The organism is Caballeronia novacaledonica, from assembly GCF_900258035.1.
Taxonomy (GTDB): Bacteria; Pseudomonadota; Gammaproteobacteria; order Burkholderiales; family Burkholderiaceae; genus Caballeronia; species Caballeronia novacaledonica.
Window position 1 is genome coordinate 120,989 of record NZ_OGTP01000014.1, and the last position, 25,894, is coordinate 146,882.

Here is a 25,894-nt window from a genome sequence, read left to right on the forward strand (position 1 = left end):
GGCCCAGTATGACCAGACAAAAATGGCCGGTCGTAGTACCAGAACGGACCAATCGCTGGAGCCAGCGGCGCGCGGATCGGAACGGCGACCTGGCACTAACGATGATTCCGGCGTGGCTCTAAGCGGCGCGTAAAGTTCGGTGCAGTATGAGGGTACTTTCCAAGGAGTTATCGGTGGCTACTCTCGATTACGTTGCGCCGGACCTTCGCGGCGCCTGCGCCCCATACGATCCGCTCTACGACCCGCTCGTTTCTCCTATCGGCCGTCAGGCGATGGACTATGCGCCGACTTACTGGGTCGCGACCGCCGGCGCGCCGCCCGATGACGACGGACCGTTGCCCGGCGATGCCGATGTCGATGTGCTGATCGTCGGCGCGGGATTCACCGGCCTTTCCACCGCGCTCTTTCTGGCGCGGGAGCACGGCATCCGCGCGACCGTCGTCGATGCGAACCGCACCGCGTGGGGTTGCACGAGCCGCAACGGCGGGCAAGGGCAGAATGCGAGCGGCCGTCTCTATCGTTCGCAATGGATCGAGCGTTGGGGCAAGCAGACGGCGCTCAAGCTCGACGCCGAAATCCGCGAAGGCTTCGATACCTTCAAGACACTGATCGGCGAATTCGCGTGCGATCCGCAGCCGGGCGGGCATCTGTATATCGCGCATCGTGCGCGCAAGCTGGACTTTCTGTCGAACGAATGCAGGGTGATGCGCGATGTCTTCGGCTACGACGCGCGCATGCTGAGCGCGAAGGAAGTCGCGCAATCGTACGTCGATGATCGCGAAAACTGCGGCGCGCTGCACGAACCCGATGGCATCGGCGTACATCCGCTCAAGCTCGCGTTCGGCTATATGCGCATGGCGCGCTCGCTCGGCGTGAAGGTCCATACGAGCACGCCCGTGCTGGACGTCGAGACGATTCGCGGCGTGCATCACGTGCGCACGCCGCGCGGCGTGATTCGCGCGAAGGCGGTTGCATTCGCGACCGGCGGCTATACGCGCAACGACATGCATCGCACGCTGTCCGCGAAGATCATGCCGATTCTTTCGAACTCGCTCGTCACGCGGCCGCTCACGCAGGAAGAACTCGCAGCGACCAATTTCCGCACGCATGAGGTCATCACCGATACGCGCACGCTGCGCTTTTACTATCGCTTGCTGCCGGACAATCGCGTGCAGATCGGCAGCCGCAGCGCGATCACGGGCGCGGACGCCGCGAATCCGCGGCACATGGATGTGCTCATCGAAGGCCTGCATCGCAAGTTCCCTTCGCTGAAGGGCATACGCATCGATTATTCGTGGTGGGGCTGGGTCGATGTGAGTCACGACATGATGCCGCGCGTCGCGCAGCCCGATCCGCAGCAAAGCATCTTCTATGCGGTCGGATACGGCGGCAACGGCGTGTCGTTTTCCGCGCATGCGGGGCGGCGCATGGCCGAGCGCGTCGCGGGCAAATGGCAGCGGAGCCGCGACGGTCTGCCGATCTACGACTCCGCGCTCGAATATCCGAACGTGATGGGCATGGTGCGATGGAAAGGATTCGCGCCATTCCGCCGCGTCGGTCAACGATTCCTTTATCACAAGTATCTGGCGCAGGACGAGAAGCGCTGAATCTCGTTGAACCCTTTCGCAACGCACTGAAAACATCGACACATGAGCACTCAAACGAATCAGGATTACATTCGGCTGCTGGAGACATTCAACGATGCGTGGAATCGGCACGACATCGACGCATTGATGAACTGCATGGCGGAAGAATGCGTCTTTCACGGCGTGGCCGGACCCGATGCGCTGGGCCGCACTTTCAAGGGCCGCGACGAGGTCCGCAAGGGCTTCGCGCTCGCGTGGGAGACCTTCCCGGATGCATCGTGGAAAGAGGGCGAGCACTTCGTGAGCGGCGAGCGCGGCGTATCCGAATCGACGTTTCGCGGCACGAAAGCGGACGGCTCGCGCGTCGAGGCCCGCATGGTGGACGTCTTCACGTTCAGCGGCGGCAAGATCGCGGTGAAGAACGCGTATCGCAAGGACCGCCCGGCGCTTTGAAGCATGACCGGATGATATGACTCGACTCGCCGGCAACGAACCGGCGGGCGAGCCTCGAATCGATACAAGCAAAGCAGGAGACGACATGCAATCGAACACGGATCAAGGCGATCTCAAGTGCGGCCTCAAGCAGCGCCACATGACGATGATCGCGCTGGGCGGCGTCATAGGCGCCGGACTTTTCGTCGGCAGCGGTGTGGTGATCCAGCAGGCCGGGCCCGCCGCGATTCTCTCGTTTCTCATCACAGGCGGCCTCGTGGTGCTCGTCATGCGCATGCTCGGCGAGATGGCCTGCGCGATGCCGACCGTCGGCTCGTTCTATGAATACGCGCGCCTGGCGTTCAAGACACAGCGCGGGCCGGGCCGTCTCGCCGGCTTTCTGACGGGCTGGATGTACTGGTATTTCTGGGTCATCGTGATCGCGCTGGAAGCGGTCGCGGGCGCGAAGCTCGTGCAGTTCTGGATACCGGATGTGCCTTCATGGATCATCAGTCTCGTGCTGCTCGTCGTGCTCACGCTGACCAACCTCATTTCAGTGGGCAGTTACGGCGAATTCGAGTTCTGGTTCTCGTCGATCAAGGTCGGCGCGATCATCGTGTTCCTGTTTCTCGGCGGCCTCTATGTGTGCGGCTTCTGGCCCGCATCGATGCACACGACCGACGTCGCCTCGACTTTCCTCGGTCATGGCGGGTTCATGCCCAAAGGCATCGGACCAGTGATGACGGGTGCGGTCGCCGCGACCGGCTTCTACTTCGGCGCGGAGATCGTCACGATTGCGGCGGCCGAAGCGAAGGAACCCGCGAAAGCAGTTGCAAAAGCAACTAATTCGGTCATCACGCGCGTGCTCGTGTTCTATGTGGGGTCGGTGGCGCTGGTCGTCGCGCTGGTGCCGTGGAATTCGCATCAGATGGCAACGCCCTACGTGAGCGCGCTCGAAGTGATGGGCATGCCCGCAGCAGCCAACGTCATGAACGCCATCGTGCTCACGGCGGTATTGTCCGCGCTCAATTCGGGCCTCTACGCCGCGTCGCGCATGCTGTTCGCGTTGACGCGTCACGGCGATGCGCCGCTCGGCCTCGCGAAGGTCAACAAGCGCGGCGTGCCGGTGCGCGCCATTCTGCTCGGCACGGTGTTCGGCTATGTGTCCGTGGTGATGTCGTATATCTCGCCGGATACGGTGTTCGCATTTCTCGTCAATTCGTACGGCACGGTGGCGATCTTCGTGTACCTGCTGATCGCGTTCTCGCAACTGCGTCTGCGTGCCCGCATGACGAGCTTCGAAGCGAACGACCTGCGCGTGCGCATGTGGGGCTTTCCCTATCTCACATGGCTTGCGATCTTCGGCATGACCGCGATCCTCGTCGCGATGGCCTTCATTCCCGATCAGCGCAAGCCGCTGTGGCTGGGCGTGGCGAGCCTCGGCATTCTGATCGTCGCGTATGTGGTGTTCAAGCGCGGCCGCAAGGAAAACGAGATCGAAGACGATGCACATTCGACGCAACATCTGCAAACCGTCGAGCGATAACAAGCACTGAAACGGCGCCGGTTTGCTGCATTGCAAACCGGCTTTTCATTCCATGAAGGTCTTGGCGGTTTCTTCTGCAGTGCGGCGCAGATCGGGCTCGAATGCGAGCAATTGATCGAGCGCGACGCGTCCCACCGGCGCCTGAATGGCGATCGCCGCGCACGCACGATTGCGATCGAGCATCACCGGCACCGCAATCGCAACGAGTCCCTGCAAGTGCTCCTGATTGTTGATGGCGAGCATGCGGCGGCGCGTCAACGCGAGCTCCTTGCGCAGCGCATCGCGATCGGTGATCGTTCGCTCCGAATACGAGCGTAGCGGCAGGCGCTCGATCATGCGCTCGCGCCGTTCCTTCGGCAGAAAACTCAGCAGCAGCTTGCCGCTTGCCGAGCAATGCAGCGGCACATGCGAGCCCGGCTGAAGATGCATGCGCAACGGCCAGCCGGTCTCCACGCGATCCACGTAGACGACGTCGTTGCCCGCGAGCATCGTGAGATTGCAGGTTTCACCGACGCGTGCGACGAGTTGTTCCAAGAGCGCATGACGCGCCGCAGCGGGACCGGCATGCATCAGCACGTTGATGGCGAGCGTGCGCACGCGCGCCGAGCATTCGTAGAGCTTGTCGCTCGCGCCGCGCGTCACGAGCCATGCGTCCATCAGTTGCACGAGGATGCGATGCACGGTCTGCTTCGGCAGGCCCAAGGCATCGACGAGCTCGGTCATCGAGAGCGGGCGATTCGCTTCGGCGAGCGTTTCGAGCACGCGGAACGCGCGCACGGCGGCGGCATTCGATTGATTCGACGTCACGTTGCCTTGTCTCCCTCTGCGTGGTTTGCGTTTTTATTTCATTGTGCGTCGAAAACACCGGTTTTCGGGACTCTGGAAAGTCCCGAAAAGCTGAATTTTCGATGCACGCGATTTTGCTGCATGCGTTGTTCCAGAAAACGGGACCGCGCGACGAACGCGGCTGACTAGATTGGAAAGCACCGCCAATCTTCCAACAGCCGAGGTTTATCGCATGAATCAAATGGCAAGCGGCGCAACGCTCGCGCGTCCCCGCGAGAACGGGCCGAACACCCAGGAACCCGATGTCGAACGCGTCGTCGCGACGCTCGTGACGCGAGCGCGCACCGCGCAACGACGCTTCGAGCAAGCGGGACAGGAGACCCTCGACATCGCCGCCGCGGCCGCCGCGTGGGCGATCATGGAGCCGCAGCGCAACCGGCTCTTGGCCGATCTGGCGGTAAGCGATACGGGCCTCGGCAACGCCGACGACAAGTTCCGCAAGAACCATCGCAAGACGCTCGGGTTGTTGCGCGATCTTCACGGTGTCGCGACGACGGGCGTGATCGCGCGCGACGAGCAGCACGGCATCGTCGAGATCGCGCGCGCGGTCGGCGTGGTGGCTGCGATCACGCCATCGACGAATCCGGCCGCGACGCCCGCGAACAAGATCATCAACGCGCTCAAGTGCGGCAACGCGGTGATCGTCGCGCCTTCGCCGAAGGGCTATTCGTCGTGCGCGTCGCTCATCGGCTTCATTCACGCGGAGTTCGCGAAGGCGGGGCTCGATCCCGATCTCGTGCAGATGCTCCCGCATCCGATCGGCAAGGCGGCGACCGCCGCGCTGATGCGGCTCGCCGATCTCGTCGTCGCGACCGGCTCGCAAGCCAACGTGCGCATGGCCTATACGAGCGGCACGCCGGCTTTCGGCGTGGGCGCGGGCAATGTCGCGTCGATCGTCACGGCGAACGCGAATCTCGATGACGCGGCGCGCAAGATCGCCGTGTCCAAGACGTTCGACAACGCGACGAGCTGTTCGTCGGAGAACAGCGTCGTGATCGAAGATGCGATCCACGCGCGCATGCTCGATGCGTTGGCGAAGCAGGGCGGCGTGCTGCTCGACGCCACGCAGAAATCGCAATTGCAGGCGGCGATGTGGCACGACGGCAAGCTCTCGGCGCGCTGCACCGCACGCTCGGCAATGGCCATCGCGCGCGAAGCGGGCCTCGACGATATCGCCGCGCGCGAGCCGAAGTTCCTGATGGTCGAGGAGACCGGCTACGGACCCGGCCATCCGTTCTCCGGCGAGAAGCTCTCGCCCGTGCTGACGGTGTATCGCGCGCGCGACATCGATGACGCCATCGATATCGTGCGCGGCATCTACGCCTACATGGGCGCGGGCCATTCGGTCGGCGTGCACGGCGCGGACGACGCGCTCGCCGTCATGCTCGGCACGCAATTGCCGGTGGCGCGTGTGATCGTCGATCAGGCGCATTGCCTCGCGACCGGCGGCAACTTCGACAACGGCTTGCCGTTCTCGCTTTCGATGGGCTGCGGCACGTGGGGCGGCAATAATTTCTCATCAAATCTCGGCTATCGGCAATATATGAACGTCACGCGCGTTGCGTATCCGATAGCGGAGCGCGTGCCCGAAGTCGATGCGCTGCTCGGCGATTACTTCCGGAGGGTCGGACGATGAGCGCATTGCCCGATCGAATCGCTGCGCCTGCCCGGTCGCCGCTCGATGCATCGACGTTACGCGCGGTGATCGACGCACGCGCGCAAAGCGCACCCGACAAGCCGTTCCTGCTCTCCACCACTCAAGAAGACGCGCTGACGTTCGCCGCTCTGCGCGACGATTGCATCGCGCTCGAAGCACGTTTCCGGGCGGCCGGTTTGCGTCCCGGCGATGTGGTGTCCGTCTTCATGGGCAACGGCATCCAGACCGCGCGCCTCCTGCTCGCGACGATGTACAGCGGTCTCGTCGCCAATCCGCTGAACCTGCTGTGCCAGGCTTCGCAGGTGAGGTACATCGTCGAGCATTCGGATACGCGCGTGATTTTCGTCACGGACGATACGCGCGATACGATCGTCGAAGCGATCGATGCGTTGCGTCGCGAAGGCATGGATCGCGAGATTGCGGTCGTATGCACGTCGCCGGGATCGAGCGACATGCCGGACATTCCCACGCTTTCGCCGCACGCGATACCGCTCGTGCGCGATGAAACGCCCGGCACGCATATCGTCGCGAGCGACGCGGGCGCGCCGAATCCCGGCGATACCGCGCTGCTCATGTACACGTCCGGCACGACGGGCGCGCCGAAAGGCGTGCTGCTGAGTCATCGGAGCCTGCTCGCGAACATGCGCAATATCAGCGCGGAGCATCGCCTGTCCGACGATGATCGCGTGCTCGTGTCGCTGCCGCTCTATCACATCAACGGGCTCGTCGTCGCGCTCCTGACGCCGCTCTGGCACGGCGGCTCGGCGGTAATGACGCCGCGTTTTTCGGCGCGCACGTTCTGGCGCGAGGCGTCGCATTCCGGATGCACGTGGATCAACGTGGTGCCCACCATCGTCGCCTATCTGTTGAATGCGGAGGACGCGCAAGACTGCGATCTTTCCGCGCTGAAGTTCTGCCGCAGCGCGTCGGCGGCGCTGCCGGCCGATCATCATCGCGCATTCGAGGAGCGCTTCGGCATCGGCGTCATCGAAACGATGGGGATGACGGAAACCGCCGCGCCGATGTTCAGTAATCCGTATGAACGGACGATGAGAAGACTCGGCAGCATCGGTCTGCCATCGGGCGGCGAAGCGAAGATCGTCGATCTCGACGGACGCGAATGCGGACCGAACGAATCCGGCGAACTCGTGCTGCGCGGCGCGCAAATGATGAGCGGCTACTACAAGCGCCCGGAAGAGACGCGCGATGCGTTCACCGCGGATGGCTGGCTGCGCACCGGCGATCTCGGCTATCGCGACGAGGCGGGCTTCTTCTACATCAACGGTCGCGCGAAGGAACTGATCATCAAAGGTGGCGAGAACATCGCGCCGCGCGAGATCGACGAAGCGTTGCTGCGTCATCCCGGCGTGCTCGAAGCGGCGGCGGTCGGTGTGCCCGATGCGGCCTATGGGCAGGACATCGTCGCGTACATCGTGCCGAACGGCGGCGCTGCTTCGCTCGATGTTGCGGAGTTGCGCGCGCATTGCCTGCGTGAACTCGGCCGCTACAAGACGCCGCGTGAATTCCGCTTCACCGATGCATTGCCGCGCGGCCCATCGGGCAAGGTGCAGCGTCTGAAGCTCGTTCAGAATCCGCAGTTCGCGGCGGGATGAACCGACACGGCAGACGCGGATTCACTCACAAGACTGGACATTCCACATCAGATGGACTGAAGGAGACACTGTGAACAAGCAACGTCAGCGCGTGAAGACGCGCCATATCATTCTCGGCGTAATGTGTCTGATGTACTTCATCTCGTACATCGACCGCGTGAATATCGCCGTGGCGGGACCGTTGATCCGGCAGGAGATGGGTCTCACGTCCATGCAGCTCGGGCTCGTGTTTTCCGCGTTTGCGTATCCGTATGCGGTGATGCAGATTGTCGGCGGATGGCTCGCCGATCGTTTCGGGCCGAAGCTCGTGCTCACCGTGCTCTCGCTGATCTGGGGCGCGGCGACGCTCGCGACGGGCTTCGCGGGCAGCATCGGCATGCTGGTTCTGCTGCGTCTTGCGCTGGGCATCGGCGAGGGCGGCGCGTTCCCGACCGCGACGCGCGCCTTCACGTTCTGGATGCCGGTGCACGAGCGCGGTTTCGCGCAAGGCATCACGCATAGCTTCGCGCGGCTGGGCGGCGCGGTGACGCCGCCGCTCGTGCTTGCGGTGGTCGCGGCGAGCGGCTGGCGCGAGGCGTTCATTCTGCTCGGCGTCGCGAGCCTCGTATGGACGGTGTTGTATCTCTTCGTCTTCACCAATTCACCCGATGAGAACCGCCGCGTGACGCCCGAGGAGATTGCTGAAATCGGCTATCGCGCGGGCGAATGCGCGCGCGCGAGAAAGACGCCGACGCCGTGGCGCAAGCTGATTCATCGCATGTGGCTCGTGACGTTCGTCGACTTCTGCTACGGCTGGCTGCTGTGGGTGTATCTGACGTGGCTGCCTTCGTATCTGAAGGAATCGCGCGGCTTCGATCTCAAGCATCTCGCGCTTTTCACGGCATTGCCGCTGCTCGCGGGCGTGATCGGCGATACGCTCGGCGGCGTGATATCGGACCGCATCTACAAGATGACGGGCCGGCTGCGTCTCGCGCGTTGCAGCATTCTGGTCATCGGCATGGGCGGTTCGCTCGCATTCCTGATTCCGATGGTCAATGCGCCGAGCCCGATTGCGGCGGTATGGTTTCTGACGGGATCGTTCTTCTTCCTCGAGATCACGAATCCTGTGCTGTGGACCTTGCCGCTCGATATCGCGGGCAAATATGCGGGCACGGCGGGCGGCATGATGAACACGGGCTTCGGTCTCGCGGGGATGGCCTCGCCGGTCGTGTTCGGCTATCTGATCCAGGAGACGGGCAGCTATAACGTGCCGTTCACGATTTCGGCGGCATTGCTGGCGGTCGGCGCGTTCGCGGCGCTCTTCATCGATACGAGCAAGACCGTCGAAGCCGACGAGGCGCGCGAGGCGCAGAGTCGAAGTGAAATGGGCGTGCCGGCTTTTGCGGGCGGCGCGGGGCAGTGGCACGAATAGCGGGGTGTTTGCGATAGAGTCGAGAGTGGTGGGCGATGCGTTCATTTTGCGCGGACGCGAGGAGGTGGGCTGGCGCGAACTCGGAGGACTCGTTTCGTGCGGACGCTCCATCCGGACATGGCGCCGGCTCTCGACGGCGAGATGCATCGGCTTGTCGCTGGTTTCGCAGATGCCGAAGGCGAAGAGCTGATTCGCGCGATAACGCTTAGAACGTCACGCCGGAACGGACACGCGCCGTTCCGGTTTTTTTCGTTTCAAGCCCCCGTCAACGCCCTCTCCCGATCGATCGTAGAATGAACTGCGCCATGCGACGGCGCAGTTACTACACAAACCGATTCGGGAGACGACATCATGCGACGTTGCAGCGCGGCATTCCTGATCATTCCCGTCTTTATGGTCGCCACGCTCTCCGCATGCGGCGGCTCCGACGACGACAACCCGCCCGCCTTTTCCAACGCGCCGAAGATCATCATCGACTCGGACTTCAACACGATGGGCGACGACGGCCAGCTCTTCGCGATGTCGACGCAACTCATGGGCGAAGGCAAGGTGAATCTGCTCGGCCTATGCGTCGTGACCGGCAACGACTGGCTGCTCCAGGAAGAAGCCGAAGCATTGAAAGCGGTCGAGCGCATGGGCGTGCAGGACAAGATCGGCGTCTATGCCGGCGCGAATTATCCGCTGCAATACGACGTCGCGAGCATTCGCGCGCAGCAGGCCGCGAATCCGAACGGCTACTTCGGCGCATGGATGCGTCCCGAGCCGACGAGCCAGGCGCAACTGACCGCGCCGCCCGACGGCTTCGCGACATCGGCGAAGCTGCAAAACCAGAGCGCCGCCGACTTCATCGTCGAGACGATCAAGCGCTATCCGAACCAGGTGACGATCATCGAAGTCGGGCCGCCGACGAATCTCGCGACCGCCGTGCAGAAAGCGCCGGAGATCGTTCCGCTCATCAAGGGCATCGTCTACATGGGCGGCGCGATGAACGTGCCGGGCAACGCGAACGCGGTCGGCGAGCTGAACTGGTGGTTCGATCCCGTCGCGGTGCGAACGCTCTTGCAGACGACGATCCCGCAAAGCGTCATTCCGCTCGACGTGACCAACACCGTGCCGCTGACCGAATCGGTCTATAACCAGATCGTCAATCCGCCGACCGGACAGACGGCGGTGACGAAGGTCTACGCCATCGCGAACGCGGGCGCATTCTCGACCAGCACCGATATCTACGACACGCTCACGATCGGCTACTTCCTCGATTCGACCTACGCGACGCAGACGCAAAGCGCGTATCTCGACATCGACACGGCGCCCGGCGAGAATCAGGGGCACGTGAAGGTGTATCCGGATGCACCGCAGGCGGGCGCATCGCCGCAAAAGATCACCTATGTCACGCGCTACGACAACGACCGGTTCTTCAAGTTCTATGTCGATCTTCTGACACGGCCCGTCCCCGTCAAATTCCAGTAGCGAAGCCGCCGGGCATCATCACACTTCGAGTTGCTCCAGCACCTTGCCTTTCGTCTCGATGCCCATGTAATGCACCGCGACGGCCGCAACCAGCGGCACGACAGCAAGCGCATAGAACGCGATGTTCATGTTCCCGCTCATCAGCGTCTTGCCGACGAGCGCCGGCGCGAAGATCGCCGCGATCTTGAGCCATGCGCCGCCGAGACCGCATCCGAACGCGCGGATGCTCGTCGGATAAAGCTCGGGCGTATACACGTAGGCGGTGATGAAGCCGCACGCCATGAAGCCGAGCGCGAGCGCGCAGAACGTCGCGACCACATACACCGACTGCGTGACGAACACGCCCGCGAACACCAGCGACACCGCGCAGAACACGAACGACCAGTTGATGACCGGCTTGCGCCCGACCTTGTCGACGATCAAGGCGCACGTCAGCGAACCCAGCACGCCGAGCACCGAAGCCGCCACCGCCAGATTCAGCGCGAGTTGCAAGGGCGCGTGATAGACAGTCTTGTAGATCGTCGGGAGCCACGTCGAAAGGCCGTACTGAATCACGCCGCACGTCATCCACAACAGCGCGACCGCGATCGTGCGCTTCAGATACGCCGGGCCGATGAGATCGAGGCGGCGGCGCTTCGGATGACGATTCGCCATCGATTCGAATTCGGCGAGATTGCCGAGCGGCGGCAGCGGTTGCTTGACGGTGGCTTCGAACGCGGACAGTGCATCGCCCGCTTCGCGCATGCGGCCGCGTTCGCCGAGCCAGCGCGGCGATTCCGGCACCAGCGTGCGCAACAGGAAGAACAGCACGAGCGGCACGCCGCCGATGAAATACATCGCTTCCCAGCCGAAGCGCGGCACGATCCACGCGCCGAGCGCGTTCGATGCGAGCAGGCCGATCGGAAACACGATCTCGTAGAGCAGCACGAAACGTCCGCGCCCATGTGCACGCGTGATCTCGTTGATGTAAGTCGCCGCGACGGGCAGCTCGCCGCCGAGCCCGAGCCCCTGCACGATCCGCAACGCGACGAACACCGCGAACGAAGGCGCGAAACCGCACGCGATGCTCGTCAGGCCGATGATGCCCGAGCTCCACGCGATGGACCGCACGCGCCCATAGCGCTCCGCGAGCGACGGAAACAGAAACGCACCGATCAGTTGTCCGATCGATCCCGACGCGATCAGAAAACCGACTTGCCCCGGCGTAAGCCCCCATTTCTGGATGAGCAGCGGCAACGTCGCCGCGATGACGATGACATCGAAGCCATCGAAGAACGTCGCCGCGCCGATCAGGATACGCGCACGCACCTGCATCGCGTTGGCGGGCAGCCGTTCGATGCGCGCGATGATCGATCCTTTCGTGACCGCGTGAGCGGCAGTGGCCGCGTCGGCGACTGTCGTGGCGGTGCCGCCGTGTTGAACGGCCGTATTGCCCATGCTCCTCATGCCTGCTCCCGTCTGTGTGTTATGCGAGTGCTTTCGCCGTGTCCGCGAGCGCCGCGATATCGACCGCGCGCCCCTGACTCATCCATTTCTTCGCGACCTTGAGATCGCGCGTCGCGTTGATCGCGATGACGCCGCGCAATGCATCGCCCTCGAAGAAGAAGAGCGATGCGCGACGCGCGTCCAGATCGCCGCGAACGATCGGCACGGCGCCCGCCGGAATGTCGCCGAGAATCTGCAGGTTCACGTCGTACTGATCCGACCAGAACCACGGAATCTCCGCATACGGCTCGCGCACGCCGAGAACCGCGCGCGCCGTCGCGATCGCCTGGTTCTGCGCGTTCGCCCACGATTCCAGGCGCACGCGGCGCTTGAGCCACGCGTTCGGATGATTGGCGACATCGCCGCACGCGAACACGCACGCGTCGTTCGTCGCGCCGAATTCATCGACGACGATGCCATCGTTCACGTCGATGCCCGCGCGTTCCGCGATCGCCGTGTGCGGCGCGAGGCCGATGCCCGCAACCGCGAAATCGGCGTCGAGCGTGGCGCCGTCCGCGAGTTGCGCGCGCACGCCGTCGCCGAAATCTTCGAGCGAGACGAGCGACGCATTCAGCCGCACATCGACGCCGTTATCGCGATGCAGCTTCAGCAGAAAATCGGACACGCTCCCGGGCACCGAACGCCCGCACAGACGCGGCGCGCCTTCGATCACCGTCACGCCGACCCCGAGCTTCCTCGCGGTGGCCGCGACTTCGAGACCGATCCATCCGCCGCCGATCACGAGCAGCCGCTTGCTATGGTTTTCGCGCAGACGCTTGCCGATGAGCATCGCGTCGTCGAGCGTGCGCAGATAGGCGAGATGCGAGGTCTTCACGAGCGTGTCCGGCAGACGCCGCGCCGCGCCGCCCGTCGCGATGACGAGCCGGTCGTAGCGCACTTCGCGGCCGCTCGCGGTGCGCACGATGCGCGCTTCGCGATCGATCGACGCCGCGCATTCCGGCTGCCATGCCTCGACGTTCAACTCGGCGAATGCGTCGTGATCGACGATGCGAACGGTGTCGATATCCGCATCGCCCGCGAGCACGGCCTTCGACAGCGGCGGACGTTCGTAGGGAAGATGAATCTCGTCGGCGATCATCACGAGGCGTCCAGCGAAGCCTTCCTTCCGCAACGTCTTGACGATCCAGCCCGCCGCCTGTCCGCCTCCGATCACGACGACCGTTTGAAGATCAGCCATTTTTCCGCTCCGTCATGAACTTGCCTTCGGGCGCCTTCGCGTCTTTCTGGCGGCGCGTGTTGCCGTCGAGCCCGCCATCGACGGCCCATTCCGCGAACACGGTCGGACCCGGCTCGAAATCGCGCGGCTGCCATTCGGGCGTGAGCACGTCTTCATCGGCGTAATACTCGATAAGGCCGCCCGCCGGATTCCTGAAGTACCAGAAGTACGCCGACGAAACCGGATGACGTCCCGGCCCGAGTTGCGTCGTCCATCCGCAGCGGCTGATGTGCAGGCCGCCGCCGAATACTTCGTGGATATCGCGCACGGTGAACGCGACGTGATTCAGGCCGCGTTTGCCATCGGGTAGTTGCAGGAGAAACAAATCGTGATGACCGCCGTGCGGCGCGCAGCGCATGAACGCGCCGCGGCCCGGATAGCGATCCGACGTCTCGAAGCCGAGCAGTTCGTGATAGAACTTCTCCTGCTCCGCGACGCAGTTCGTGAAGAACACGACGTGCCCCACTTCGACCGGCTCCGCGCGTTCATACACGGGACTCGGCGTATCGATGCGCTGCGCATTGCCCCATACGTTCGAGGGCGAGCCTTTCACGTCGATGTCGCGTTTCTTCGTGACTTCGACGCGAATCGCCATGCCGTTCGGATCGATGCAGCCGAGCGCATCGTCGGTTTCGAAGTGGCCGGGCTGGCCCGCGAAACGTCCGCGCAGCGCGTCGAGTTCCGCGCGTGTCGCGACGGCCCACGTGACTTCGCGCAGCGTCGGACCGCTTTCGAACGCGGGCGGCAGCGACGGATCGTCGGCAAGGGCAAGCAGCACTTCGCAGCCGTTCAGGGTTTCGAAACGCGCGCGCGTCTCGTCGTGCACGACTTCCTTCAGGCCCCAATCGGCGAAAAAGCGCCGGCAGGTGTCGAGGTCCGTCACGCCGTAAGTGATTCGTTCAATGCCAAGAATCGTCATGGCAACTCCTTCAGTTCGCCCACGGCAGCGGGGCATCGTTCAAGCCCCAGTACAGGCTCTTCTGCTGCATGTATTCGCGCAATCCCAGACGGCCCTTCTCGCGTCCCATGCCGCTGTCTTTCCAGCCGCCGAAAGGCGTAGAAATCGAAAACTGCTTGTATGTGTTGATCCAGACCGTGCCGGTGTTCAATGCGCGCGACATGTTCCACGCGCGCTTGTAGTCGCGCGTCCAGATGCCTGCCGCGAGGCCGAACACGCTGTCGTTCGCTTCATGCAGCAGCGCGGCTTCGTCGTCGAAGGGCAGGGCGGCGAGCACCGGACCGAAGATCTCTTCCTGACACATGCGCGCGTCGTTCGTGAGACCTTCGATGATCGTCGGCAGATAGAAAAAGCCTTTCTCGCGGCCATCGCCCGTGGGACGTTCGCCGCCGCACAACAACGTGCCGCCTTCTTCGAGACCGAGCGCGACATAGCGTTCGATGCTTTCGCGATGCTGCGATGTAATCAGCGGACCCATTTGCGTGTTCTCGCGCGTCGGGTCGCCGATACGCAACTTCCTCGCGCCATCGACGAGCCGCGCCATGAATTCGCCGTACACCTTGCGTTCGACGAAGAGCCGCGAACCCGCGATGCACGATTCACCCGACGAACTGAAGATGCCGTACAGCACGCCGTTGACCGCGTGATCGAGATCGGCGTCGGCATAGACGATGGTCGGCGACTTGCCGCCGAGTTCGAGCGACACCGGCATCAGCTTTTCCGCGGCGAGCCGCGCGATGCCGCGACCGACTTCCGTGCCGCCCGTGAACGCGACCTTCTTCACGAGCGGATGACGCACGAGCGCATCGCCGATCACCGAGCCCTTGCCCGGCAATACGCTGACGACGCCCTTCGGGACGCCCGCTTCCTCGCAGATGCGCGCGAGCGCCAGCGATGCGAGCGGCGTCACTTCGGCGGGCTTCAGCACGACGGCGTTACCGGCGGCGAGCGCGGGCGCGAGCTTCTGCGCATCGGAGGCGATCGGCGAATTCCACGGCGTGATCGCCGCGATCACACCGAGCGGTTCGTGAACGCTCATCGTCAGATAGTCGCCGCGCGAAGGCGTGAGTTCTTCTTCGAGCGTTTCGAGGCACGACGCGAAATAGCGGAATGTGTTCGCCGCGCTCGTGACGAGCGCGCGCGTTTCGCTGATCGGCTTGCCGTTGTCGCGGCGCTGCAATTGCGCGAGCGCTTCGTGGCGCGCTTCGATCAACGATGCAATGCGATGCAGCACGGCCGCGCGCTGATGCGGCTTGAGGCCAGCCCAATCCGCCTTCCTGAAAGCACGATCCGCGATCTCGACGGCTTCGCGCGCATCGTCGGCGTTCGCCGTGCTGATTTCCGCGTTGACGGTCTGATCGGCGGGATAGATGCTCGCGTACGGATTGCCGCGTCCTTGGCGCCATTCGCCGCCGATATAGATATCGCCGGACGTCACGAGCGAAGTGTCGGGATGATTCATCGTTCGAAAACTCCTTCAGATGACGCAGCGCGCGGCGCGATTGCGCAACGCACGGATCGCGCTGAACGCGGTGAGCGCGGATGTCTTGGGATTCGACGGCAGCGGCTTGCCGCACATTTCGAGCGACATCTCGCCGAACGCGCCGCGCGCGACGATGCGATGCACGTTGCGCTCGATAGCCGGATCGGCGATCAGCCGCACGCGCGTGCCGTCGAGCCCGAGCCCGGCCAGCGCGATGGTCGCCGCGACGTTCGCGTTCTTCGGATAGAGCCGCGCCGCATCGCGCGCGGTCCCTTCGAAGATGACCTTTTCCGCCATCAGCGACTTCAGATCGCACACGCTTTCCGCCGGCGTGCCGAGCCAGCCGAGCGGCGGCTTGCGGCCCGTGTACTGCACGTCGTCGAGGCCGCCTTCCTTCGCGGCGGCGAGCGCATCGACGCCGCCGATCGCGCCCGAGAGCAGCGTGATCGTGGCCGCGCCTTCATCGGCGGCATTGGAGAGCGCGTCGAGCAGGCCGGCTTCGGAGAGCGCGCCGATCGATGCGACCGCGCAATCCGTGCCCGACTTCAGGAGCGGCACGACGTGATCGACGAGCGCCGCGTGTCCCGCGCATTCGAGCGCGAACTCGGGATGGCTCGCGAGCGCATCGACGCGCGACACGACATCGACGTGATCGCCGAGCACCGAGCGCACGTGATCGCGATCGCGCTCCGGCACGATGACATGCGAGATGCGCACGAGCGGATCGCGGTCGAGCGCATGAAACACGGCGGAGCCGATCGCGCCGAAGCCGATCATCGCGATATCGATCGCATGCTGAGCGTGACGAGGATCACGCATATTCGGGCTCCTCGGGTTCTTCCTTTTTCACAGGCGGACCGGCGAACGCGGTCGCGAACGAGCCGACCGACAGCATGTCCACTTCGACGAGCACCGGACCGTCGATGGCGAGTCCTTCGCGCACGATGCCATCGGCCTGATCGAGCGACGTGATGCGGCGATGCGCGAGCCCGAGACTCGCGCAGAACTGCGCGAAATCCGGCTGATGCAGATCGACGAACATGCGGCGCCCGCCGTACTGCGCGTCCTGAATGTTGCGGATCACGCCGTAGCATTGATCGTTCATCAGCACGATCATCACGTTCGCTTTTTCCTGAACGGCAGTCGCGAGTTCGCCGACGTTGACCATCAGTCCGCCATCGCCGACGAGCGCGACGGTCTTCTTCGCCGCGCCCGAGAGCGCCGCGCCGATCGCCATCTGCATGCCCTGGCCGATGCCGCCGCCGAGCGCATGCACGCCCGCGCGCGGATTGAAAATTTTCAGCAGGCGATTGCCCCACGTGCTGTTCGAGATCGTGACGTCGCGCACCCAGTTGTAATCGCGGCCGACCGCGCGTTGCAGCGAATCGACGAGGCGCTTGTACGGTCCCAGTCCCTTCGATACCTCCGCGACCGCCGTTTCGCGCGCGGCGGCGAGATCGCCCGCGAACGCCGGATCGACGCGGATGCGGCCTTCGAGCAGCGTCGCGAGTTCGTCGAGCACGCGTGATGCATCGCCATGCACGAAGAGTTCGTTGCGATAGCCGCGGCTGTCGGCGAGCGCGTCGGCGTCGATGCGATAGAGCGGCTGCGGCAGCGCGAGCTTGTACTTCAGCGTTTCGTTGCCGCGCAGACGCGAGCCTGCGACGACGAGCGCGTCGCACGTTTTATAGAACGCTTCGACCGACGGATGCACGTTGAATGCGCCGAGCGTCGCCGGATGATCCTCCGGCAGCACGCCGCGTCCCTGCACGCTCGTCACGACGCCGAAGCCGAGCTTCACGAGCCGCTCGACCGCGCCGCGCGCATGACGCGTGCCGCCGCCGAGCCACAAGAGCGGGCGCTTGGCGTTCGTGAGCGCATCGGCGAGCTGCTTCACGCGCAGGCTGTCGTGCGTGAGCGTGCCGACGTGCGGCGCGGCGAGATCGGCCGGCCATTCGATTTCGGCGGCCTGAATGTCGATCGGAATCTCGACGCTCACCGGACCCGCCGGCGCGGTCAGCGCGACGCGCACGGCTTCGCGGATCGTCGGCAAGGCGGTTTCGACCGTGCGCACGCGGAACGCGGCCTTCGAGATCGATTGCAGCATCGAAAGCTGATCGGGCGCTTCGTGGATATACGCGAGATCCTGATCGAGATATTCGGTTTCGATCTGGCCCGTGACATGCAAGAGCGCCGTGCCCGCGGTCAGGGCTTCGACCATCGCGCCGGCCGCGTTGCCTGCAGCGGTGCCCGTCGACGTGAACGCGACGCCCAGTTCGCCCGATACGCGCGCGAGGCCATCGGCCATGTTCAACGCGCCCGCTTCGCCGCGTGCGCCGACATAGCGGATATTGCCGCGACGGCCGATCGCATCGAGGATCGGCATGTTGTGAATCGAGATCACGCCGAACGCCGTGCGCACGCCGCATTGTTCGAGGAACGCGGCGATCAGTTCGCCGACCGTGGTTTTTTCAGACATGACGAGCAAAGCCTCCGGAAACATCGATATGGCTGCCGGTCGTGTACGACGACAGCGTTGTTGCGAGATAAAAGAGCGCCTGCGCCGCTTCTTCGGGCAAGCCGAAGCGGCCGAGCGGAATGTTTTTCTTGCGCGCGAGTTCGCCGGTCCATTCGCTCCAGCTTTGACGCGGCGCTTGTGCTTGTTGGAGATAGTCCTGATAACGCCGCTTCCACTGCCCCGATTCGACGATGCCGATCAGAATCGAATTCACGCGGATGCGTTGCGGCGCGAGTTCCGTCGCGAGCGATTTCACGAGGCTCAGCACGCCCGCTCTCGCCGATGAAGTCGCGACCATGTGCGGTTCCGGCTGCAACGCGAGCAGCGAATTCACGCAGACGATCGCGGGCGCGGGCGCGTCTTTCAGGATCGGCAGAAAGGCGCGCGTCGGGCGGATGATGCTGAAGTACTTCAGCTCCAGCTCGTCGCGCCAGGCGTCGTCGGTGGTGTCTGCGAAGGTGGAGACGCGGCCTTGTCCCGCGTTGTTCACCAGCATGTCGACGCGGCCGAAGCGTTCTTCGACACGTGAGGCGAAGGCGTTCACCTGGCGCTCGTCGAGGACGTCGCAACGTGAAGCGAGCAGTTGCGCGTGCGGAAATTCCTGCGCGAGCGCGGCTCGCGCGGCTTCGAGCCGTTCGCCGTCGCGTCCGCAAATGGCCACCGATGCGCCCGCTCGCAGGAACAAACGCGCCGTCGCGAAGCCGATGCCCGACGAACCGCCGGTGACGACGGCAACCTGCCCTGAAAGATCGATCTGAATCATTGCAACCCCAGAGACTTCATGTAGCGGCTTGAATTGGCCGGAGCCGCTGCAGCGCGCGCGGCCGGGCGATAGTTCAGACGCATCGAGAGCGCGTCGGCGGCTTCGCGAACCTTGTCGATGAGGCCGCTGTCGAGCAATGCGGCGTCGATTTCCGGACGCGGGATCGTCGTCGTGATGACGGCGACGATGCGTCCCGTGTCGTTGCGAACCGGCGCCGTGACGACCGAAATGCCGCGCTCGAACGACGATTGACTCGTCGCGTAGCCGCGTTCGGCGTCTTCTTTCACGCGCTCGAAAAGTTCTTCGACGGTTTCGGGCGTCGACTTCGTGAAGCGTTCGAGATGCGCTTCGGGATACAGCGCGCGCAGCTCGTCGAGCGACAGATCGCCCATCAGCACGTGACCGTGCGTCGTCGCATGCGCGGGCAGGCGCGTGCCGACGTTCACCTTCACCGAGCTGAAGATCGGCGCGTGACTCTGCGCCTTCGCGACGAACACGACATCGCGGCCATCGCGAATCAGGATGTGACTCGTGAGACCGGTTGCATCGCGCAACGCCTCGATGATCGGCAGGCCGAGATCGGTCAGTTCGAGCGAACTCAAGTATTCGAAGCCGAGCCGCAGCACGGCCACGCCCAGGCGATAGTTGCGGTCCTTGTCGGCACGCTCAAGAAAGCCGAGCGATTCGAGCGTTTGCAGCAGCCGGAAAACCGTCGTGCGCGGAATGCCGAGGCGCCGCGACAGTTCCGGCGCGCCGAGCACGGGTTCGCGCGGCGAGAACTCGGTGAGGATCTTCAGTCCGCGTTCGAGTCCCGGCACGATGTAAGTCGGTTCGCCCTTGTCGGCTTCTTCCGTGGCGATGGATGTCATTGCGGTACTCCGTCTTTCATGTGACATTCGATGCCCTGGCAAAACGAGTCGATCAGCGCCGTGTAAGCGGCGGGAGACTCGACATAACCCGCGTGTCCGGCACGCGGAATGACTTGCAGGCTGACGTGCGCGGCCTGCGCGATCGGTGCGCACGCGGCGGGCGGCGTGATGGCGTCTTCTGCGCCCACCGCCACCGCGATGCGTCCATGAAAGCGCGCGATATCCGCTGCGAGGTCCGCGTTCGCGAGCAGATGCGTCGCTTGCGCGTAGCCTTCGGGCACGACGCGCGCCATGTTCCAGCGGACCCATTCGCGCGCGGTTTCATCGGCGTATGGCGAAAGCATGTTTGCGCTGCGCTCGCGTGCGAGACCTTGCGGGCCAAGCTCGTTCAACATCTTCAAGCGTGCATCGCGTTTCGATTCACGCAGTTGCTTCGAAGCGGCGCCGTAACCCGCAGCGGGCGATATGAGCAGCAAGCCCGCGACACGGCCCGGCGCACGTGCGGCGAACGAACCCGCGATGATCGCGCCGAGCGAATGGCCGACGAGCACGCATCGATCAACGCCGATTGCATCGAGCCACGCGGACAACGCGTTCGCGTAATCGCGCGCCACCGGCGATTCATCCGTCACGCGCGTGGACACGCCATAACCCGGCGCATCCCACGCGAGCACGCGACGCTTCGCGGCGAGCACGTCGAGTTGCCGAACCCACGACGCCGCGCCCGACCCGATCCCGTGCAACAACACGACGGGCAGCGTGCGCGGATGCGATGCACCCGCCTCGCGATAACCCGTGATGCCGTGCGCGGTATCGATGTGCGTGTCCGGAAAACGCGCGAGCGTCTCGATGTTCATCGCAGCCTCAGCGCTTGAGCTTCGCCAGCGGCGAATCCGGCGGATACGTCGGCGTGATCGGCTTCGACGCGCCGAGCATCACGCACATCAGCGCGTCTTCCTCGCCGATGTTGATCTCCGTGCGATACACGCCCGGCGGCACGGAAATGAGATCGCGTTCGCCGAGCACGGCTTCCCACGACTGTCCGTCCTTCTCGCAGACCACCTTCATCTTTCCGCGCAGCACGAAGAAAATCTCTTCGACGTCGATATGTATATGGCTCGGTCCGATGTTGCCGGCGGGAATGACCATCGTCGAAAACGTGAAGCTGCCCGAGGGCACCGTGTTCATGTCCTTCGCGACGCCCGTGCCGCCCGTGCCCACGTAGCGCATCTGCGCGCGGCGATACTTCGGGTCGTAGTCGGCCTGGAACTTGAGCGCGTCCCAGTCGTAGCGGCGCGTTTCGAGCCGCGCGACGCGCGAGTCCATCCATTGCTCGAAGCTCGCGTCAGCGGGTTGATCCCACGATTTACGTTCGATGTCTGCATCGGCCATTGCTTTCTCCAGGTTCTATGTAGAACGAATCAATTCATCACGAAGCCGCCGTTGACCGGCAGCAACTGGCCCGTCACGAAGCGCGCCGCATCCGAGAGCAGAAACAGCGCGGGGCCGTTCACGTCGTCGGGCGTTTGCGCGCGCGTCAATGCGCGGCCTTTCAGGTAGTACTCGTGGCGCTCGGCGGGCACGTAGGCGGTGGCTTCCACTTCCGTGAGTCCGGGCGCGATCGCGTTGACGGTCACGTTGCTCGCGCCGAATTCGCGGGCGAGCGAGCGTGTCATCGCGATCACGGCGCCCTTGCTCGCGACGTAAGCGAGCAGCTTCGGAGCGCCCCACAAAGCCGTATCCGATGCGATGTTCACGATCGCGCCGCGCCCCGATGCCTTCAGATGCGGCAGGCACGCGATGCTCATGAGCCACGCGCCGCGCACGTTGACGTTCATCACGGCGTCCCATGTTTGCGGCGTGAGTTCATCGGCGGACTTGCCGCCCGAGTTCGTGATCGCGGCGTTGTTGATAAGGCCGTCGAGTCCGCCCAGCGCGTTCACGCTTGCTTCGGCAAATGCGGAGATGCTCTGGGGATCGTTGAGATCGAGCGGGAAGAAGTGCGCATCGGGCAGTTCACGCGCAAGCGCTTCGCCTTCCGCATGAAGCACGTCGCCGAACGCGACGCGCGCGCCGCGCTCCACGAGCGCCCTGACGAACGCCGCGCCGAGTCCGCGAGCGCCACCCGTCACGAGCACGCGGCGGCCGTCGAGCGCATTCGACGCATCACGCATGAGCGTGCTCCGGGTTCGTCGGCAGCGCGTCGAGCGCGGCGAGATGCTGCTGCGCGCGCTGCTTCAACATGCGGCGCACACGCGTCATGCCGACATCGTGCTGATAGAGGAACTCGTGATCGCGCGCATTCGGCGCGAGGCTTTCGAGCACGTAGCGATCCTGTTCGAGCACGGCCCAATGCAGCCCTTCGAGGCGATTGCGATACAGGAAACGCCATGCATCGCGCTGCCATCCCGAGACTTTGCGCGTGCGCCAGAAATAGACCTGGCAGTTGTCGTCATCGACAGGCGTGGCGAAGCCGATGATCCCGAAGTTGCCGCCCGGACCGAACTTCTTCTTGTACGGAATCGCGAGCCGCATCCACAAACAGCCGGTTTCGCCGAGTTCGACCCAGTCGAAGTTCACGTCGCGCTGATTCACCTTCTCGAACATGAGGCCGGTTTCGGTCTTGCGCACGCGCATGTCGGCCTGCTTGTCGCCTTCGGCCATCGAGTGCGATGTCGCGTGCAGATACGCGCCGTGCATCGGGTCCATCACGTTGTCGATCGCGTACTGGTAATTGCACTTCCAGTGCGACATGCACAGGAAGCTCGCATATTCGTCGCCGACGAGTTCCTCCGGCAGCACGAGCGGCGCGGGTTCCTTGTTGGCGTCATCGCCGAACCAGAGGAAGATCGCGCCCGCATGCTCTTGAACGGGATACGACTTCACGCACTTCTGGCCTTCGAGCGGACAGGCCGGCACGGCGGGCACTTTCTGCACGGTGCCGCTGCCATCGACTTCGATGCCGTGATACCAGCACGCGACGCTGCCGCCGAGGTTCCAGCCGAGCGACAGACGCGCGCCGCGATGCGGGCAGCGGTCTTCGAGCGCGTGCACTTTGCCTTCGTTGTCGCGCCAGAGGACGATCTGATCGCCGAGTCGCGTCAAGCCGATGGGCGCATTCGCCACTTGCCAGCTCGGCGCCACGGGATACCAGTAGTTACGCAGACCGCGATCGAGATAAGCCTGGACCGGATCGGCGGCGACGGTTGTTTGCTGAGGGGACGTCATGGGAAAGGCTCCTTCTTTATTCGGCGAGCGTGCGCAGTTCGGTGGCGAGTCGATCGGCGGTCCACGTCGTGCCTTCCGGCGTGCGGAAGCCGTCCTTGTTCAAGCCCGCGGCCACCTGCTCCAGTTCCAGCGCGCCCGCTTCGAAGACGCGTTCGAGCGCATCGCCGAAGTCGTTTTCGTATTGCGTCGGCTCGGCCTTACGCGTCTGCCAGATGAAGTTCTCGGTCTCGCCCGGCTTCTCGATCACGCCCTTGCCGGCCACGTTGTTCGGCTGCGGCGCGAGCCACGGCTTGAGATGCGGGTTGAAATTCACGACTTTTTCCATGTCACGCCACCTTGATCTGGATTTCCTCGCCGGCGAGGCGCACCGAATACGTCTTCAGGTCGCGGCCGCCGGGCTCTTTCAGGCATTTGCCCGTGGGGATGTGAAACACCGCTTCGTGCAGCGGGCATTCGACGGTGTCGCCGTCGACGAAACCCTGCGTCAGCAATGCATAAGCGTGCGGGCAGACGTTCTCGAGCGCATACAGCGCGTCGCCCACTTTGTAGATTCCGATTTCCGCGCCGTCATCGAGCTTGAATTCGATCGGTGCGTCTTCCGACAGATCGCCGGCATGCCCGGCGCAGCGCCATTGTTCAGACATCTTTCACCCTTTCCTCTGGTTCGGCTGTGTTCCACTAAAGGAACATCAGTTCGTGTATGGGCATTATAGAAGTCACCCGAGCCGACGAAAATAAAAAAGTGGATGTCTAGGTGAAAACACTGAATCCGGCGCGTTTAAAAGTTTGCGGATGCGTTCGCCCGGATAGCAGCACGTTCGTTCGACATTGATTCGTAAGCTCTTTTTGCGAGAGACGGCACGCATCCGACGTGCCTCGGGGTCTACCCGAGGTCATCTCAAATTTATTGTTTTGGCGCCGAAAACCTCACTATACTTTCCATAGGCAGTACGTTGATCCATATATGGAACATAAAACAGGATCGACGAGACGCCATCCGAGGTAAAGCGCAGCAACGGCTATAAGCGGGAAACGGGATCGCGGGCACGGCCCGCCTTGAACCACACGGTTAGGAGAACGAAGGGTGAAGCACATCATTGCAGCGGGGCTCATCGGAGCCGGGGTCGCGACCGGCGCGGCCGCGCAGAGCACAGTTACGCTTTACGGCAGCCTCGATGCCGGCATCGCATATATCAACAACGTGGGTGGCCATCCGAAGTGGATGGAGGAGCAGGGCAACATGCAGCCCGACCGCTGGGGCTTTCGTATCGTCGAGGATCTGGGCGGCGGGCTGAAGACGGTCGCGCAACTTGAAAACGGCTTCTATACGAACAGCGGCAACTTCGCGAAGGCCGGTACGCTATGGAATCGCCAGGCGTATCTCGGGCTGGAACAGGAAAACGTCGGCACGCTGACGCTCGGTCATCAGACGCCGTTCAGCTTCGACATGCTCGGACCGCTTTCCACCGCGTACCTCGCGGCGAGCTGGTATGCGTTCCATCCGGGCAACATCGACCAGCTCGCGGACACCGGCGTCGTGCCCTACGACAACTCGGTGAAATTCCGCTCGGCGAATTTCTATGGCTTTTCCGCCGGCGCGATGATGGGCCTCGGCAACACGACGAACTTCTCGACGGGCCGCAACTACGGCTTCGGCATCACGTATGCGAACGGTCCGTTCAAGGCGGCGGCGACGTATTCGAACGAGCACAACCGCACGCCCGCGATCGCGACGACCGGTCTTACGACCTTCCAGGGCCAGCCCGCCGCGACCTACATGGCGGACAAGCAGGAAGTGATGGGCGCGGGCGCGTCGTATGAAATCGGCAAGTTCGTCGTGCACGGTCTCTATACGCGCGTGAAGCTGCAATCGAACGGCCAGTCCGACACCTTCCAGTCATACGATGCGGGCCTGACGTTCAAGCCGGTGGCGTGGAACTGGATCGCGGGCGGCGCGGCGACGACGACCTTTGCGGGCGGTCGCTGGACGCAGTTCGAGATCGGCGATATCTACATGCTGTCGAAGTCGACGCAGCTTTATGTAAACGCCTTGTACGAGCACGCGACCGGCGGCGCGAAGGCGGCGTTCTTTACGGCGGGGGTTTCGAGTACGGCGAATCAAGTCATCGTGTTAGCGGGGATTCATCATTCGTTTTGACGGGTTTTTTTTCGCCGGATCCCGTTTTCGTATTGGTTTATTAGCGTTGCCCCTGTGCGGGGCGGCAGTCACTTTCTTTGCTGCTGCAAAGAAAGTAACCAAAGAAAGCAGCTTTTCCATCCAAAGTGCTTCATGCCGGCCGCGGCACAGGCGATTGGCTGAATGGAACGGCTATAGCGAGTGCCCTCGCAAAACTCGCGCGGCTTGGATCGCGCACGGTCTGAGACATCGCATCGCATAACAAGTTGGTTCAGCACAAATAGCGCCGGCCCGCTTCGCGGCCGATGGGTCAATCGGGTTTGCTTGCGCTCTCTCGCTAACGCGGCCATCTCATTGCGTTCGTGTTCGTGGGTTTTCCTTGCATACCCAACGGCAGCGCGAAAGCGCTGTGCCGAAGCTATTTCGTGCTGAACCAGCGCCCTAAAACATGCGGTGCGGCAGACCGTGCGCGATCCAAGCCGCACGAGTTTTGCGGGGGCACTCGCTACTCCGGGGGCCATTAGGTCAATCGCCTGTGCCGCGGCCGGTGTGAAGTACTTTGGATGGGGATAGCTGCTTTCTTTGGTTACTTTCTTTGCAGCAGCAAAGAAAGTGACTGCCGCCCCGCATAGGGGCAACGCTAATAAACCAAAAA

At 63.6% G+C, this 25,894-nt stretch carries 23 protein-coding genes; 8 read left to right on the plus strand and 15 right to left on the minus strand.

Going from position 1 to position 25,894, the window contains the following annotated elements; translation table 11 throughout:
* Positions 1–146: 146 nt before the first annotated feature.
* The 3 genes from NOV72_RS19940 to NOV72_RS19950 all read left to right on the plus strand — a co-directional run bounded on the left by NOV72_RS19940 (position 147) and on the right by NOV72_RS19950 (position 3,564).
* Positions 147–1,607 carry an NAD(P)/FAD-dependent oxidoreductase gene (locus NOV72_RS19940; protein ID WP_181291119.1) on the plus strand — a complete coding sequence of 487 codons (1,461 nt, stop codon included), beginning with the start codon at positions 147–149 and terminating at the stop codon, positions 1,605–1,607.
* Positions 1,608–1,649: 42 nt separating this feature from the next.
* Positions 1,650–2,039, plus strand: a complete 390-nt coding sequence (locus NOV72_RS19945) for a nuclear transport factor 2 family protein (protein WP_106856304.1) — start codon at positions 1,650–1,652, stop codon at positions 2,037–2,039.
* An 85-nt stretch (positions 2,040–2,124) separates the two neighbouring features.
* Complete coding sequence (locus NOV72_RS19950; RefSeq protein WP_106856305.1) at positions 2,125–3,564, plus strand: amino acid permease; 1,440 nt, start codon at positions 2,125–2,127, stop codon at positions 3,562–3,564.
* Between the two features lie 45 nt (positions 3,565–3,609).
* Here NOV72_RS19950 and NOV72_RS19955 read toward each other — a convergent pair whose 3' ends face one another.
* Positions 3,610–4,371 carry an IclR family transcriptional regulator gene (locus tag NOV72_RS19955; RefSeq protein ID WP_106856306.1) on the minus strand — a complete coding sequence of 254 codons (762 nt, stop codon included), beginning with the start codon at positions 4,369–4,371 and terminating at the stop codon, positions 3,610–3,612.
* A 211-nt stretch (positions 4,372–4,582) separates the two neighbouring features.
* Between NOV72_RS19955 and sauS the strand changes: the two genes are divergently transcribed.
* The 4 genes from sauS to NOV72_RS19975 all read left to right on the plus strand — a co-directional run bounded on the left by sauS (position 4,583) and on the right by NOV72_RS19975 (position 10,561).
* A complete protein-coding gene (gene sauS, locus NOV72_RS19960) occupies positions 4,583–6,046 on the plus strand; it encodes an acylating sulfoacetaldehyde dehydrogenase (protein WP_106856307.1) in 1,464 nt (487 codons plus the stop codon).
* Positions 6,043–7,680, plus strand: coding sequence for an AMP-binding protein (locus NOV72_RS19965; protein ID WP_106856308.1), 1,638 nt, complete (start codon positions 6,043–6,045; stop codon positions 7,678–7,680). Before sauS ends, NOV72_RS19965 begins: the two co-directional genes overlap by 4 nt.
* A 70-nt stretch (positions 7,681–7,750) precedes the next feature.
* Positions 7,751–9,091 (plus strand): MFS transporter, encoded by a 1,341-nt coding sequence (locus NOV72_RS19970; RefSeq protein ID WP_181291120.1) that lies wholly within the window; start codon positions 7,751–7,753, stop codon positions 9,089–9,091.
* Between the two features lie 351 nt (positions 9,092–9,442).
* A complete protein-coding gene (locus tag NOV72_RS19975) occupies positions 9,443–10,561 on the plus strand; it encodes a nucleoside hydrolase (protein WP_106856309.1) in 1,119 nt (372 codons plus the stop codon).
* Positions 10,562–10,579: 18 nt separating this feature from the next.
* On the opposite strand, the gene NOV72_RS19980 is transcribed toward NOV72_RS19975, so the two are convergent.
* From NOV72_RS19980 to NOV72_RS20045, 14 genes are read right to left on the minus strand one after another with little or no spacing between them, the layout of a single operon-like run.
* Positions 10,580–11,998, minus strand: a complete 1,419-nt coding sequence (locus NOV72_RS19980; RefSeq protein WP_106856310.1) for an MFS transporter — start codon at positions 11,996–11,998, stop codon at positions 10,580–10,582.
* Positions 11,999–12,026: 28 nt separating this feature from the next.
* A complete protein-coding gene (locus tag NOV72_RS19985; RefSeq protein ID WP_106856311.1) occupies positions 12,027–13,244 on the minus strand; it encodes an NAD(P)/FAD-dependent oxidoreductase in 1,218 nt (405 codons plus the stop codon).
* Complete coding sequence (locus NOV72_RS19990) at positions 13,237–14,202, minus strand: VOC family protein (protein ID WP_106856312.1); 966 nt, start codon at positions 14,200–14,202, stop codon at positions 13,237–13,239. Before NOV72_RS19990 ends, NOV72_RS19985 begins: the two co-directional genes overlap by 8 nt.
* Positions 14,203–14,212: 10 nt before the next feature.
* A complete protein-coding gene (locus NOV72_RS19995; protein WP_106856313.1) occupies positions 14,213–15,703 on the minus strand; it encodes an aldehyde dehydrogenase in 1,491 nt (496 codons plus the stop codon).
* A 15-nt stretch (positions 15,704–15,718) separates the two neighbouring features.
* Positions 15,719–16,543 (minus strand): aspartate dehydrogenase, encoded by an 825-nt coding sequence (locus NOV72_RS20000; RefSeq protein WP_106856314.1) that lies wholly within the window; start codon positions 16,541–16,543, stop codon positions 15,719–15,721.
* On the minus strand, positions 16,536–18,203 hold the full coding sequence (locus tag NOV72_RS20005; RefSeq protein WP_106856315.1) for a thiamine pyrophosphate-binding protein: 1,668 nt from the start codon (positions 18,201–18,203) through the stop codon (positions 16,536–16,538). The genes NOV72_RS20000 and NOV72_RS20005 overlap by 8 nt, the downstream gene beginning before the upstream one ends.
* Positions 18,196–19,005, minus strand: coding sequence for an SDR family oxidoreductase (locus tag NOV72_RS20010; protein ID WP_106856316.1), 810 nt, complete (start codon positions 19,003–19,005; stop codon positions 18,196–18,198). Before NOV72_RS20010 ends, NOV72_RS20005 begins: the two co-directional genes overlap by 8 nt.
* Entirely contained in the window at positions 19,002–19,874 is an 873-nt protein-coding gene (locus tag NOV72_RS20015) for an IclR family transcriptional regulator (protein WP_106856317.1), read from the minus strand. The genes NOV72_RS20010 and NOV72_RS20015 overlap by 4 nt, the downstream gene beginning before the upstream one ends.
* A complete protein-coding gene (locus NOV72_RS20020) occupies positions 19,871–20,731 on the minus strand; it encodes an alpha/beta fold hydrolase (RefSeq protein WP_106856318.1) in 861 nt (286 codons plus the stop codon). Before NOV72_RS20020 ends, NOV72_RS20015 begins: the two co-directional genes overlap by 4 nt.
* Before the next feature lie 7 nt (positions 20,732–20,738).
* A complete protein-coding gene (locus tag NOV72_RS20025; protein ID WP_106856319.1) occupies positions 20,739–21,266 on the minus strand; it encodes a cupin domain-containing protein in 528 nt (175 codons plus the stop codon).
* A 29-nt stretch (positions 21,267–21,295) separates the two neighbouring features.
* Positions 21,296–22,048, minus strand: a complete 753-nt coding sequence (locus tag NOV72_RS20030; RefSeq protein WP_106856320.1) for an SDR family oxidoreductase — start codon at positions 22,046–22,048, stop codon at positions 21,296–21,298.
* Complete coding sequence (locus NOV72_RS20035) at positions 22,041–23,102, minus strand: aromatic ring-hydroxylating dioxygenase subunit alpha (protein WP_106856321.1); 1,062 nt, start codon at positions 23,100–23,102, stop codon at positions 22,041–22,043. Before NOV72_RS20035 ends, NOV72_RS20030 begins: the two co-directional genes overlap by 8 nt.
* A 16-nt stretch (positions 23,103–23,118) precedes the next feature.
* Positions 23,119–23,427: a recombinase-like helix-turn-helix domain-containing protein gene (locus NOV72_RS20040; RefSeq protein ID WP_106856322.1), complete on the minus strand. Its 309-nt coding sequence runs from the start codon at positions 23,425–23,427 to the stop codon at positions 23,119–23,121.
* 1 nt (position 23,428) lies between these two features.
* Positions 23,429–23,746 carry a non-heme iron oxygenase ferredoxin subunit gene (locus tag NOV72_RS20045; protein ID WP_008345991.1) on the minus strand — a complete coding sequence of 106 codons (318 nt, stop codon included), beginning with the start codon at positions 23,744–23,746 and terminating at the stop codon, positions 23,429–23,431.
* Positions 23,747–24,186: 440 nt separating this feature from the next.
* Here NOV72_RS20045 and NOV72_RS20050 point away from each other — a divergent pair, with 440 nt between their 5' ends.
* Positions 24,187–25,260 (plus strand): porin, encoded by a 1,074-nt coding sequence (locus NOV72_RS20050; protein ID WP_106856323.1) that lies wholly within the window; start codon positions 24,187–24,189, stop codon positions 25,258–25,260.
* Positions 25,261–25,894 lie beyond the last annotated feature (634 nt).